The following is a 13,242-nucleotide window of genomic DNA, read 5'->3' on the forward strand; positions in this document are numbered from 1 at the left end:
ATCAGTATACTACTTAAAAATAGGCACTAGCCAACTGATAATAAAACTTTTTCTAAATTGTCATCTGCTTTGGAGTCTAACCACGTTAGATCGTTCCAACTTTTTAACCACGTCATTTGACGCTTTGCCAATTGTCTTGTTGCTACTACCCCACGGAACACCATCTCATCATGGTCCATTTTGCCATCGAGGTATTCCCACATCTGGCGATAACCGACACAACGCATCGATGGTAAATCAAGATGCAGGTCATCACGTTGATATAAGGCTTGCACTTCTGCTTCAAAACCGGCCTCAATCATCAATTTAAAACGACGTTCGATACGCTCGTGTAATACGGTTTTATCGGTTGGCGCAATGGCAAATTGTGCTACGTCATAAGGCAGTGCTTCGCCTTTTTGTTGGGTTAATTCAGTTAATGATTTACCCGTTAGTCGATAAACTTCAATCGCACGGCAAACGCGTTGTGCATCATTCTTATGTAAACGCGCTGCTGACTCGGGATCATACAAAGATAACTCTTGATGTAATGATTCCCAACCACGCAGTTTTGCTTCCGCTTCAATAGCCTGTCTAATTTCAGGTACCGATGTCGGTACCGGCGATAAACCTTCAAGTAGTACTTTAAAATAAAGCATAGTGCCGCCAACAAGTAGCGGTATTTTTCCTGCTTCTGTGATCGATTGCATATGTTTTAAAGCATCGGCACGAAAATCAGCGGCTGAATAACTCATTGCAGGATCAATAATATCAATCAAACGGTGTGGCGCTTGTGCTAGCTCTGCCGCCGTTGGTTTCGCACTGCCGATATTCATGTCTTTATAAATTAATGCCGAATCGACACTGATAATTTCACACGGCAGCTGTTTTGTTAACTCAATAGCAAGATCAGTTTTACCTGACGCCGTAGGCCCCATTAAAAAGATAGCTTTTGGTAATGGTTTAGTTTGCTGTTGAGTCACAGTTAAATCTCTCTATTACAGACATATAGTCAAGTTCTTCAAATAGTTTAGAACGATATTGCTTTTGTACACAGCTATCTTGTTCGATAAATTGGCTATATATTTGAGTCGCTTGTTCCCAAGTAAATTTGGTCAATCCGTGACTACCTTGTATTGCAAGCCAATGGCACAAGGGGGCAACGTCTGAGGCGGTAGCCTTTTCGGATAGATGGACTATCTGTTGCAATAACTCAGGTAACACAGCGGATAAATTCGCTTGGCGTAATTGTGCTGGCACCTTTCTAACGATAATGGTGGCGGCATTGCTATAATTCAACTCTAAACCCAGACGATTAAGCAAATTTTGCTGATTTTTTGCTGTTTCGACAAAGTTTTTGTCTAACTTAATAGATATTGGCAATAACAAGGGTTGCGATATAACCCCTTGCTCCCATGTTGCCAGCAATTGCATTTTGCAATTCACCTGCCACATTGCCAGTACATCGGCGAGCAAGAGTGCATCATCATCTTGCAATAACAAGTAATTATCTGCGACCAAACTGAGTAATTTAACTCGCGCAGTATGTTGCTCGTTCGACTGAGTATGCGTCCCAACTTGACGCCCTTGATTAACATTTTTAGTCGCGGTGTTCCGCGCGGCTTGCTGCAGATCGGTTATTTCAGCCTTACTGGGCTGTAACAAGTGATTGTATTGCTTGATAGCGCCCGCTGAAGGCTTATCAGGCATATATTGACGCTGCTGACCATAACTCGACGACGTTGCACTTGAACTCCCTTGGCGCGTATCTGTAACGCCATATCCATGCTGTGTTTGCATCGGCATAACATCACCATATGCAAGGGTAACCGCGCTATCAACGATCCCGCCATGCGCCACACCATGATCCGCAGTCTGCTCGTTTACACTTGTATTGCTATTGCTGGCAGTAGGCGCTTGCCCAGGATAACTAATCGCTTCTTGGACAGGCATCTCTGCCGCGAGTATTGATGGGCTTACACCTTCAGTAATGGCTTTAAAAACACCTTGAAAGATGAAGTCATGCACTAAACGCGCTTGATGAAAGCGGACTTCATGTTTAGCCGGATGAACATTCACATCGACTTCACGCACAGACACTTCAATAAACAATACGTACGCAGGCGGCGCAGCGATACCCGTCGCTTCTTCATAAGCTTGACGTAATGCATGGTTGATCAGCTTATCTCGCATCATACGGCCATTAACATAACTGTATTGCACATCCATTGGTGCATTATCATGCGGTAAACCGATCCAGCCCCACAGTTTTATATCACTGTGTTCGCAGTGCAATGCCATGCAATTCGCCATGAAATTGGTGCTAGTAATACTAGCAACACGACGTTCTTGTTGTTCAATACTACTCGCAGGACGATAACTGCGGATCACTTTACCGTTATGCTTCAGCGTGATCTGTAAATCAAAGCGACTTAACGCAATTCGTTTCACCAATTCATCAATATGATTAAATTCTGTTTTATCGGTACGTAAAAATTTGCGACGAGCAGGCGTATTAAAAAATAAATCGATCACTTCAACCGTGGTACCAATCGGATGTGCAGCCGGTTTAATCTGAACCTGCATATCCCGACCTTCTGCATAGGCTTGCCATGCTTCTGTTTGCGCTTTGGTTCGAGAGGTAAATGTAAGTCGAGAAACCGAACTGATACTCGCCAATGCTTCACCACGAAAACCAAGACTATCTATCGATTCGAGATCATCTAACGTAGCCAGCTTACTGGTAGCATGACGGCTTAATGCCAGACCAAGCTGATCTTTCTCCACTCCGGTACCATTATCACGAAGTCGGATCAGCTTGGCGCCACCTTTCTCAATATCAATATCAATACGCGTCGCGCCAGCATCAATGCTGTTCTCAATAAGCTCTTTTACTACCGATGAAGGACGTTCAACCACTTCACCAGCAGCAATTTGGTTGGCTAATCGAGGTGGTAATATTTGAATTGTCATGACACACCTAACTCGTTGGGATTTTTAATTTTTGACCAATAAATATGGTACTTTTAGTTAAGTTATTTACTTGCTTAAGGCGCGATTCTGTCGTGCCATAACTGCGGGCAATAACAGAAAGTGAGTCACCTTTTTTAACCACGTGAATGCTATTTCGCATATAGGCCAAATACGTATCTTTTGGTGGCGAATTACGGAAATACAAGTAACTACCTTGTGCAATCGCGTTCGCAATTTTATACTGGTGACGGCTTGTCGTTAACTTTTTACCTTCTCGATAGTTGGTAACAAAACCAGTTTCCACTAATAACGACGGAATATCCAAGGACTTCAATACAGCCAAGCTTTGCTCGTACGGTTTAGATTTATGCATATCAGTTACTTTCGCTAACTCGTGATGAATTAATGACGCAATGTTATAACCTGCTCCTTGTGAATATTGCCTACCGAGGTCGAGAAACGTATATTGTAGGTCATCTGCACCGTTGCTGTTTTTAATCGCATCACCTACGCCACCTAACAGTCCGTTGACATTATCGTCACGTAGTTTTTTATTAAATTCATAATTCGCACGACCTTGCGATAAAATCAACGTTGAGGCACCCGATGGCTTGGACGAAGTAAAACCGTCAGCATGCACAGACACTAATAACTCCGCTTTATATTTACGCGCAATCGCAGAACGTTCATTTAACGAAATATAGCGGTCATCTGTACGGATCAAGACAGCTTTAATGCCTTTTTTCTGGTTTAAAATTGCCACTGTTTTTTTCGCAATCGCTAAAGTAATGTCTTTTTCAACAAACTTTTTGAAACCGATAGATCCTGGATCTTTACCACCATGTCCGGCATCAATCGCGATCACGACATCTCTTTTGGGATGCCTAACGATTAGTTTTTTCGTTATTTTTTTGACGACAACCGGATTTTTTTGTTTGATAACGGACTTTGCAGACTTTGTCGGTTTAACAGGTAAATCAATGACTAATCTATTCCGTGCGGTTTTATTACCCGCTAATTCAAAAAATCGATACTTAATTGGTTGAGCAAGATGAAAAATAATACGTAAATCGCTAGATTTAGCCGACTTGGTTTGTTCAACACGGATAATATTACTGCTTAACCTTGCTAGCTTACTCACATTAACCCTATTTCGCGTACCAGCAAAATCAACCACGATCTGTGTCTTTTTGTGACGGTCATAAAGGTTGAATAACGGTTTTTTTGCCAGGTCAAAAACAATTCTTGTTTTATCCGCATGCTCAACAATCCGGATAGCATACACCGCATTAGCAGCATAACTTAATGGCATAAAGCACAAGTAAATTATGCTTAATAGTAAAATCCGTTTAAACATTGTTATCCTATATTTATGTTAGCTAATTTATTAACGAGTGTTGCGCCTAACTCACTCAGGCCTTCAACCACAACTTCACGCTGCTCTCCGACATAAGTCAGCGTAATTTGTAAATCTTCAGCAGGTAAGAAACCTTCACCGCGCTGCGGCCACTCAATTAAACACAGGCAATTATCATCAAAATAATCACGAATCCCCATAAATTCTAATTCTTCAGGATCCGCTAAACGATAGAGATCAAAATGATACACATTCCAATCCGCTAATTCATATGGTTCAACTAATGTATAAGTAGGGCTTTTAACATTCCCTTGATGACCCAGTGCTTGCACAAAACCACGGGTTAATGTCGTTTTACCAGCACCTAAATCACCATGTAAAAAAATGGTCGTTGCGCTATCGCATAAACGCGCAAGGCTCGCACCAAAAGCAACGGTTTCTGATTCATCAGCTAATAAAACTTTTACTGTATTTGTCATCTAATTTGAGTACCTTAAAACATTAAAACATTAAAACATTAAAATAGAACGCTATATTGAGCAGTGTTACTACACTACCCCATATCTGCACAATAAGATCCATCTTTCGTAAGACAGCCTCTTATAAAATTGGACAGGTATGTAGATTCTACAAATTGTCGAGCCCAAAGAAAACCACAATATGATAAACTTTACCTCAATTTACTCATAGACTGATAATAAACCATGCCTCCGATAGACTATCAACAACTTACACAGAAAATTAAAGTCTGGGGCGCAGAACTTGGTTTCCAACAAGTCGGTATTGCCGATACCGATTTATCGACCTACGAGCCACATTTCCAAACCTGGTTAGATAATGGCTATCATGCCGACATGGATTATATGTCGCGCTACGGCACCATGCGTACCCACCCAGAAGAACTCTACCCTGGGACTATTCGCGTGATCTCCGTGCGCATGGATTATTTACCACCCGATGCATTAATGGCGACAACCTTAAAACAAAAAAATAAGGGCTATATTAGCCGTTATGCACTGGGTCGTGATTACCATAAAATCATCCGAAAACGCCTTAAACATTTAGGTCAAAAAATCAGTGAGCATTGTGAAACACTCGATTTCCGCCCCTTTGTTGATACTGGTCCTTTACTCGAGCGACCTTTGGCCGAGAAGGCCGGATTAGGCTGGACAGGTAAACATTCGCTGATCTTAAACAAGGAAGCGGGCTCGTGGTTTTTCCTTGGCGAAATATTAGTAAACCTACCATTACTTATTGATAAACCCATTGAAAATCAGTGTGGTAAATGTACTGCGTGTTTACAAATTTGTCCTACACAAGCGATTGTCGAACCTTACAGTGTTGATGCTAATCGTTGTATTTCTTATCTCACCATTGAACTGTTTGGGGCGATACCAGAGCAATATAGACCCTTGATTGGTAATCGTATCTACGGTTGTGACGATTGTCAGTTGATCTGTCCGTGGAATCGATTTGCCGCCATTACCGATGAGCAAGACTTTCACCCAAGATCAAATCTGCACTCGCCAGAATTATTGACGCTGTATGCCTGGGATGAAGCTTATTTCCTGAAACAAACAGAAGGCTCACCCATTCGCCGTATTGGTCATGAGCGTTGGTTACGTAATATTTCAGTGGCTCTGGGTAATGCCGCTTATTCCGCAGAAATTGTCGAGGCTTTAGAAACTAAGTTTGTTGATACAACGGAAATGGTGCAAGAGCATATCACTTGGGCACTGCAACAACAGCAAGCCAAAGCAGACAATATCATTCCAGTATTACAAATAGATAAGACCAAAGACAAGTTGATCCGCATGGTTGAAAAAGCACTGCCACGCGATGCATGATTAATAGCTAGCGAATGAATAACAAAAAACGCGTAGAGGATATCCCCCTACGCGTTTTTTATTCATTCATTATAACTTACAAAGATTAACGGTTATTTATCCGTGTTATCAACGCTGTTATTACTGTGTTCTACCGTATCACTCGCTTTCTTAACAAGCTGTTCTGCTTCCCACGCTTTGGCTTTATGAATCAAGCCAGTAATAGTCGAGCCTTGCACCAAAATAGAAAACACTACAACGGAGTAAGTCATCACCAGAATAATTTCTCGAACATCAATGTTCTTTTCTGGAATAATAAATACCCCAGCCGGAATGGCCAGCGCCATCGCTAATGCTAAACCACCACGTAAGCCACCCCACGTCAGGATCTTAACGGATAACGGGTTGTAACTACGGAATCGATTGAAAAATAAATAAGAGAATTTCACACTCAAATAACGTGCTAACAATACCAATGGAATAGCAAAAACCATCAAGATCCAATCTTCTTTGTGGAAGCTAAACAATAACATAGCCATCCCAATCAGCAAGAATAGGATGCCATTTAAGAATTCATCGACCAACTCCCAAAAGTGATCCAAATGATATTCACTTTCTGGCGAAAATCCTTTTTGACGCGTCCAGTTACCAATCATGATACCGGCAACAACCATCGCTAACGGACCAGAAACATCGATCACGTCTGCAAATACATAACCCGCAGTAGGGATAGCAATGGTCAGTAATAATTCCATTGAGTGGTCATTCGTTGAACTAATTAAATAATGGAATACTAAACCAAGCGCAAGCCCATAAATGATGCCACCAATCGCTTCATGCAAGAATAGTTGAGTCACACTGCTTACGGTTGGTGCTTCAGAGCCAAATGCCACCGTAAATAACGTCATAAAGATCACTAAACCAAAACCATCATTAAATAATGACTCACCTTCGATTTGCGTTGAAATACGCTGCGGAGCGTCCAGATTCTTAACAATCGCCAATACAGCAATCGGATCTGTAGGAGAAATTAGCGCACCAAAGAGTAGACAGTAAATGAAATCTAATGGAATACCGACTAGCTGACAAAAGAACCATAACACCCAACCAATAAAGGCTGTTGAGAATAAGGTGGCAACAAGCGCCAAAACCGTAATTTCCCACTTTTGGTCTTTCATGTTTGCCAATTTAATGCCTAAACCACCTGCAAACAATAAGAAACCTAGGATGCCTTTTAATAAAAAGCTTTCGAAATTGATATTATTTAATTGCTCTGTAGCAATTGCCTCTAAATGAAACCAGCCACTTTGACCTGCAATCACAATACCTAAAGACAGTATTATTGATCCCGCTGTTATCGCAATTGTTGTTTGCATTTTACCAATTTTGCTATTAATAAATGCAATAAAAATGGCAATTGCTGCGAGAAAACATAAGGTACTGTACACCGACATCCTACACCTCTAATGGAAGTAAATTTGATTAGATTGACTGAAGATTGTTTTTACGAGCTACACAATGTTCTTGTTAAGGGTAAAAATCAAGTTCTTTCAGCAATATCAGTAGCAACAACAAAGAATAGAGCTTTCGGTCTAAAAATATACCTATAATTATATAGTTAGATATAACCATACATTATTTATATAATAAATAGTGGTAAAATAGCGATAGCTAACAAAAACAAAGAAGAATGATGACAGGTTAACGTCTTTTCGGTACCCAAGCCCAAATAAATTCAGCATTGATCGGCTCATTACCTTCACTGTCCGTGATAACAACAGGTACCGAGATATCACCTTTTTCTGTTTCACGAATATAATTTATTTGCGCATCACTTAATGTTGCCACCGCAGTAAGATCACCCGCAGCACGACGAACATAATCAATATTCATATTCTTTAATAATGGTATACGGTTGTCGGGTACATGCATACCAATTAAAAAACCCGTCGCTGACTCGCCAAGTAACGCCATTGCAGCGGCATGGACACCACCAATATGATTCTGTACGCGCTTACGGTTCTTCAAACTAAGTTTAGAACCAGAAAAGTCTAATTTTTCGACACGTACTTTTGACGTACCAGCAAATTTAATCACTTTTCCAAAGACCAACGACAATGCAGGTGCGTGGCAAGCTTTTGGAAGTAGCGTTACTTTTTTAACGATTTTACTGAGTTTATTATCGGCTTTCATGTCAATCCTCGACGTTATCATTGGTTCCAGAACGAATACTTAGTTAAATTCCTGCACTAAGTGACCGACAACTATAACATTTAATCCATAAGTGTAATTGGTCTAAATGACACAGGATAAAATTAGCGGCAATAAATTGATAGATTTGTAGATTTGTAGATTTGTAGATTTGTAGATTTGTAGATTTAAAAATAAATGAACTAAGAAGTCAAATAAAGGAAGATAGTATAAGGGGATATAAAGAAAAGAAATTGGAGCGGTACAAGAGGCTCGAACTCTTGACCTCAACCTTGGCAAGGTTGCGCTCTACCAACTGAGCTAGTACCGCTTCTGTCTGATTTAAAGTTTCAGGAACTATATCTATCTAATCATTGGTGTGAAAAGAAAGATTGGAGCGGTACAAGAGGCTCGAACTCTTGACCTCAACCTTGGCAAGGTTGCGCTCTANNGGCAAGGTTGCGCTCTACCAACTGAGCTAGTACCGCATCTGTCTGATTTAAAGTTTCAGTAACTATTCGATTTATTCGAGTGAATGAACATTCAAACAAATCTGAATTTGGAGCGGTACAAGAGGCTCGAACTCTTGACCTCAACCTTGGCAAGGTTGCGCTCTACCAACTGAGCTAGTACCGCTTCATTTTGATTTATAGTTTCTCAACTTATCCTTTCATCATTGGTGTGATGAGAGAATTGGAGCGGTACAAGAGGCTCGAACTCTTGACCTCAACCTTGGCAAGGTTGCGCTCTACCAACTGAGCTAGTACCGCTTCTGTCTGATTTAAAGTTTCTCAACTTATTTTCTCATCATTGGTGTGACAAGAAAATTGGAGCGGTACAAGAGGCTCGAACTCTTGACCTCAACCTTGGCAAGGTTGCGCTCTACCAACTGAGCTAGTACCGCATCTCATCTTAGGTGCCGAATTATATAGAACCGACTGGTTTTTGCAAGCATAGACCTAGGCTTTATTATAAAAAAACCTTATATTGCTGAATGTTTCGACTATAAGGTCATAAAATTATCCAACCAGTCGTTCACCTGCTTAAATTTTAAACATGTGTTGACGATAATGCTGTAATTCTCCGATTGATTCACGAATATCATCAAGTGCTAAATGCAAACCTTCCTTATGGAAACTCGATACAACCTCAGGGCACCAACGACGACCTAATTCTTTAATCGTGCTCACATCGACATTACGGTAGTGAAAATAATCATTTAATTCCGTCATGTATTTCACTAAGAAACGACGATCTTGACCAATGCTGTTACCACATAATGGAGATTTACCCGCCGGAACCCACTGATGTAAAAATGCTAATGTTTGCTCAACAGCCTCTTTTTCAGTGACTTTACTTACTAGTACACGTTCAACAAGACCTGAATTAGTATGGTGAGTTGTACACCACTCATCCATCTTATCAAGTTCCGCTTTATCTTGATGAATCGCGAGCACAGGTCCTTCTGCAAGAATGTTCAATTCACTATCTGTGACGATAGTAGCAATCTCAATGATCAGACATTTTTCTGGATCAAGCCCGGTCATTTCTAGGTCAATCCAAACTAAATTATTTTCATTAAATTGCGCTGCTTTGTCGGCAAGTTGCATAGAGGGGATCCTAATAGTTGTCGTTTAATCGTATATTTAAGGTTATTATACTCAATCGACCTCGAAATGCGATGTTCAGCAACAGCTGTACTACAATACGCTTGTTACAACTCAGGAATTAAATTACCCGTGGCTAAAAAGAAACATTTAACCCAAGGTCAAATACGTCGCGTACGTAGCAACCAGACTAAACGCCTAGAAAAGCCAGATACAAAAGAATGGGACGACTCTCTTCTCGGTAAAAAGCAAGAAGGCGTGATCATTAGCCGCTTTGGTCAACATGCTGATGTTGAAGATGAGCACGGTGTTATACACCGCTGTAATCTACGTCGTTCTATTGCGAGCTTAGTCACTGGTGACCGTGTCGTTTGGCGCTTAGGTAATGAACAGCTGCAAGGCATTTCTGGTATTATCGAAGCGGTACACGAACGCAGAACCGTATTGACCCGTCCTGATTTCTACGATGGTATTAAACCGATAGCGGCGAATATCGATCAGATCGTGATTGTATCTTCCGTGGTGCCAGAATTCTCAACCAATATTATCGACCGTTATATTGTTGCTGCCGAAGATGTAAAAATTCGCCCAGTGATCTTATTGAACAAGATCGATTTATTAAGCCCCAATGAATTATTCACCATTAACCAGCAGCTCCAAACTTACCGCGATATCGGCTACGAAGTATGGCAAGTATCATCGACTGAAGGTAAAGGTTTAGGTGAATTACAAGGTCTATTGAAAGATAATACCACTATCTTTGTTGGTCAATCAGGCGTGGGTAAATCATCTCTGGTGAATGCCTTAATGCCCGAATTACATATTCAGGTGGGTGATGTATCGGAAAAATCAGGTCTTGGTACCCATACCACAACCACTGCACGTTTATATCATTTCCCATCAGGTGGTGATCTTATTGACTCACCGGGGGTACGTGAATTCTCGCTATGGCACATGAAGCCCGAAGAGATCGCCAATGGTTTTATCGAATTTCGCGACTTTTTAGGTGAATGTCGCTTCCGTGATTGTAAACACAAAAATGATCCCGGTTGTGCACTGCAAGATGCGGTAGCAAAAGGCAAGATCAAAAGAGTACGCTTTGATAACTATGTTCGTATTTTAGAAACCATGCTCGATAATCGTCCTGAACGTCATGTCCCAGTGCGTAAATAATTCGCACACATTGATGTCATAACAACACCAAATCAATGTTATCTTGTTAGCATAAATAGCAAGATAACATTAATCTGGTTAAACTCATCACGCAAATTCTGACAACAATAGTCAAACTTGTTACAATAGCGTTAATTTTATTTAACTATCAATTATTCAACTATTTAAGAGGCTCTCAGGTGCTAGACAAGCTTAAAGTTATTGCCCAATACTGCTTTCCTCAACACGGTTTATCTCGTCTTACTGGTTTATTTGCCAATGGTGCTCACGGTAAAGTAACAACCTATGTGATCAAGTGGTTTATCAAACGTTACAATGTAAACATGGATGAAGCAAAACATTCAGATCCAGCACACTTCCATACATTCAACGAGTTTTTTACCCGTGAACTTAAAGAAGGCGTACGCCCAATCAATGCTGACGACAACATGCTATGTCAGCCAGTAGATGGCGCAGTAAGCCAAGCAGGTCCAATTACGCAAGGTCGTATTGTGCAAGCTAAAGGTCATGACTACAGTGTATGCGAACTACTTGGCGGCGATCGTCAACTTGCAAACAAATTCGAAGATGGTGATTTCGCGACAGTATATTTATCGCCACGTGATTACCACCGTATCCACATGCCAATTACGGGTACGTTAAAAGAAATGATTTTTGCACCGGGAGATTTGTTTTCGGTTAATCCACTCACTGCGCAAAATGTACCAAACCTATTTGCCCGTAACGAACGTGCTATCGCTATCTTTGATACCGAAGTCGGTCCATTTGCAATGGTACTCGTGGGCGCAACGATCGTAGCCTCAATTGAAACCATTTGGCATGGCACTATCGTACCATCAAAAAATAAAGAGATCGTACGTTGGACATATGAAAACCAAGCGCCAATCGTTATCGAAAAAGGCGCAGAAATGGGTCGCTTTAAACTCGGCTCAACGATCGTTGCAGTATTTGCCAAAGATGCCGTTGAATTTGTTGATGAACTACAGCCAACAACAGCAACAGTAATGGGTGAAGCATTTGCCCGCATCAAGAATAAATAAAATAAGATAACCTAAGCTTAATCGCTAGGATAATGTTACTCATTATAAACGTAATATTTTTAATGAGTAACATTCCCCCCGTAATAACCAACCTAATCCTGTATATTCAATATTCTTAATAGCCACAACAATGCCATTATTACTATACAAAGGTTATAATCACTCAATCAATATGAATGCTGCCAATTGATCTGGCGAACCATTGCAAGGATGTAGCAATTAATGGAACAACGTAAACAAGGGCTTTGGGCTCTACACTCAGCAACGCTATTACTTGGCGGCACCACATTATTTTCTAAACTCATTCCATTAAGTGCGCTTGACATCACCATTATTCGCTGCGTTATTGCCAGTATTGTGCTGTGGTTATTATTAAAAGTCACCAAGCAACCATTGCGATTAAATAAGTTAAGCGATTATGGCTGGGCAGTTTTACTCGCCGCATTAGTGGGTGCTCACTGGGTAACATTCTTCTTAGGCATGCAATTATCGACCATTGCGATAGGACTTATAGCCTTCTACACTTATCCTGTGATGACGGTATTTTTAGAACCTTTGTTTAATCGAGAAAAAATACAAGGTCAAGATATAGTCTCGGCATTAGTGGTATTAATCGGCATTAGCTTATTAGTCCCAGAACTGTCTCTAGAGAACGATGTGACACTCGGTATTATCAGCGGTATTAGCTCCGCATTTTTGTTTACTTTAAGAAATATACTCTATAAACGTAAGCTATCGCACTACAGTGGTCCGCACACCATGTTTTATCAAACATTATTAACCGCGTGTATGCTTTCGCCATTTTTGAGTGTAGACTTAGCAGATATAAATAATGACAATTGGACGTTATTAGTTGTGTTAGGGGTTTGTTTTACAGCAATGCCGCACACACTGCTAGTGACAGCATTGCGTTACCTAAAAGCCAAAACAGTAGGCCTAATCTCCTGTTTACAACCGCTTTACGGTAGTTTGCTCGCGATCCCTTTTTTAGGTGAAATCCCTAATGCTGCAACCATCACGGGAGGCGTATTAGTGGTCTCAGCCGCCCTCTTTGAAACATGGAATGCAGGAAAAAAATAGGCCTATTAATGCAGTTG

At 40.8% G+C, this 13,242-nt stretch carries 11 protein-coding genes and 5 tRNA genes; 4 read left to right on the top strand and 12 right to left on the bottom strand.

Features of this window, described 5'->3' with window-relative positions:
- Nucleotides 1–26: 26 nt before the first annotated feature.
- Genes miaA through tsaE form a run of 4 tightly spaced genes read right to left on the bottom strand, consistent with a single transcriptional unit; the run spans nt 27 to nt 4,788 of the window.
- Entirely contained in the window at nt 27–962 is a 936-nt protein-coding gene (gene miaA / locus AKG98_RS04075) for a tRNA (adenosine(37)-N6)-dimethylallyltransferase MiaA (protein WP_083543878.1), read from the bottom strand.
- Complete coding sequence (gene mutL / locus AKG98_RS04080) at nt 943–2,952, bottom strand: DNA mismatch repair endonuclease MutL (RefSeq protein ID WP_067041784.1); 2,010 nt, start codon at nt 2,950–2,952, stop codon at nt 943–945. The genes miaA and mutL overlap by 20 nt, the downstream gene beginning before the upstream one ends.
- A gap of 7 nt (nt 2,953–2,959) precedes the next feature.
- The gene (locus AKG98_RS04085) at nt 2,960–4,309 is read right to left on the bottom strand and encodes an N-acetylmuramoyl-L-alanine amidase (RefSeq protein ID WP_067041787.1); all 1,350 of its coding nucleotides are present in this window, start codon (nt 4,307–4,309) and stop codon (nt 2,960–2,962) included.
- 2 nt (nt 4,310–4,311) lie between these two features.
- Nucleotides 4,312–4,788 carry a tRNA (adenosine(37)-N6)-threonylcarbamoyltransferase complex ATPase subunit type 1 TsaE gene (tsaE, locus tag AKG98_RS04090; protein ID WP_067041790.1) on the bottom strand — a complete coding sequence of 159 codons (477 nt, stop codon included), beginning with the start codon at nt 4,786–4,788 and terminating at the stop codon, nt 4,312–4,314.
- 225 nt (nt 4,789–5,013) lie between these two features.
- Here tsaE and queG point away from each other — a divergent pair, with 225 nt between their 5' ends.
- Complete coding sequence (gene queG, locus AKG98_RS04095) at nt 5,014–6,156, top strand: tRNA epoxyqueuosine(34) reductase QueG (RefSeq protein ID WP_067041793.1); 1,143 nt, start codon at nt 5,014–5,016, stop codon at nt 6,154–6,156.
- A 92-nt stretch (nt 6,157–6,248) separates the two neighbouring features.
- Here queG and AKG98_RS04100 read toward each other — a convergent pair whose 3' ends face one another.
- The 8 genes from AKG98_RS04100 to orn form a co-directional block, all read right to left on the bottom strand.
- Nucleotides 6,249–7,589, bottom strand: coding sequence for a sodium:proton antiporter (locus AKG98_RS04100; RefSeq protein ID WP_067041797.1), 1,341 nt, complete (start codon nt 7,587–7,589; stop codon nt 6,249–6,251).
- A 247-nt stretch (nt 7,590–7,836) separates the two neighbouring features.
- Complete coding sequence (locus tag AKG98_RS04105; protein ID WP_067041800.1) at nt 7,837–8,328, bottom strand: DUF4442 domain-containing protein; 492 nt, start codon at nt 8,326–8,328, stop codon at nt 7,837–7,839.
- A gap of 252 nt (nt 8,329–8,580) precedes the next feature.
- Nucleotides 8,581–8,656, bottom strand: a tRNA-Gly gene (locus tag AKG98_RS04110).
- A 62-nt stretch (nt 8,657–8,718) separates the two neighbouring features.
- Nucleotides 8,719–8,813, bottom strand: a tRNA-OTHER gene (locus AKG98_RS04115).
- Nucleotides 8,814–8,885: 72 nt separating this feature from the next.
- A tRNA-Gly gene (locus AKG98_RS04120) sits at nt 8,886–8,961 on the bottom strand.
- A 58-nt stretch (nt 8,962–9,019) separates the two neighbouring features.
- Nucleotides 9,020–9,095, bottom strand: a tRNA-Gly gene (locus AKG98_RS04125).
- 58 nt (nt 9,096–9,153) lie between these two features.
- Nucleotides 9,154–9,229: transfer RNA gene (locus tag AKG98_RS04130), tRNA-Gly, on the bottom strand.
- Between the two features lie 139 nt (nt 9,230–9,368).
- Nucleotides 9,369–9,935, bottom strand: coding sequence for an oligoribonuclease (gene orn / locus AKG98_RS04135; protein ID WP_067041803.1), 567 nt, complete (start codon nt 9,933–9,935; stop codon nt 9,369–9,371).
- A 129-nt stretch (nt 9,936–10,064) separates the two neighbouring features.
- Between orn and rsgA the strand changes: the two genes are divergently transcribed.
- From rsgA to AKG98_RS04150, 3 genes are all read left to right on the top strand, one after another.
- Complete coding sequence (gene rsgA / locus AKG98_RS04140; protein ID WP_067042028.1) at nt 10,065–11,105, top strand: small ribosomal subunit biogenesis GTPase RsgA; 1,041 nt, start codon at nt 10,065–10,067, stop codon at nt 11,103–11,105.
- A 179-nt stretch (nt 11,106–11,284) separates the two neighbouring features.
- A complete protein-coding gene (gene asd, locus AKG98_RS04145) occupies nt 11,285–12,145 on the top strand; it encodes an archaetidylserine decarboxylase (RefSeq protein ID WP_067041806.1) in 861 nt (286 codons plus the stop codon).
- Between the two features lie 222 nt (nt 12,146–12,367).
- On the top strand, nt 12,368–13,225 hold the full coding sequence (locus AKG98_RS04150; RefSeq protein WP_067041809.1) for a DMT family transporter: 858 nt from the start codon (nt 12,368–12,370) through the stop codon (nt 13,223–13,225).
- Nucleotides 13,226–13,242 lie beyond the last annotated feature (17 nt).

It is taken from the genome of Moritella sp. JT01 (assembly GCF_001574435.1).
Lineage (GTDB): Bacteria > Pseudomonadota > Gammaproteobacteria > Enterobacterales > Moritellaceae > Moritella.

Bases quoted from the DNA above. Each gene is read 5' to 3' on its own strand.
- AKG98_RS04100 (WP_067041797.1), bottom strand. From the start codon at position 7,589: ATGTCGGTGTACAGTACCTTATGTTTTCTCGCAGCAATTGCCATTTTT.
- mutL (WP_067041784.1), bottom strand. From the start codon at position 2,952: ATGACAATTCAAATATTACCACCTCGATTAGCCAACCAAATTGCTGCT.
- AKG98_RS04085 (WP_067041787.1), bottom strand. From the start codon at position 4,309: ATGTTTAAACGGATTTTACTATTAAGCATAATTTACTTGTGCTTTATG.
- queG (WP_067041793.1), top strand. From the start codon at position 5,014: ATGCCTCCGATAGACTATCAACAACTTACACAGAAAATTAAAGTCTGG.
- tsaE (WP_067041790.1), bottom strand. From the start codon at position 4,788: ATGACAAATACAGTAAAAGTTTTATTAGCTGATGAATCAGAAACCGTT.
- orn (WP_067041803.1), bottom strand. From the start codon at position 9,935: ATGCAACTTGCCGACAAAGCAGCGCAATTTAATGAAAATAATTTAGTT.
- AKG98_RS04150 (WP_067041809.1), top strand. From the start codon at position 12,368: ATGGAACAACGTAAACAAGGGCTTTGGGCTCTACACTCAGCAACGCTA.
- AKG98_RS04105 (WP_067041800.1), bottom strand. From the start codon at position 8,328: ATGAAAGCCGATAATAAACTCAGTAAAATCGTTAAAAAAGTAACGCTA.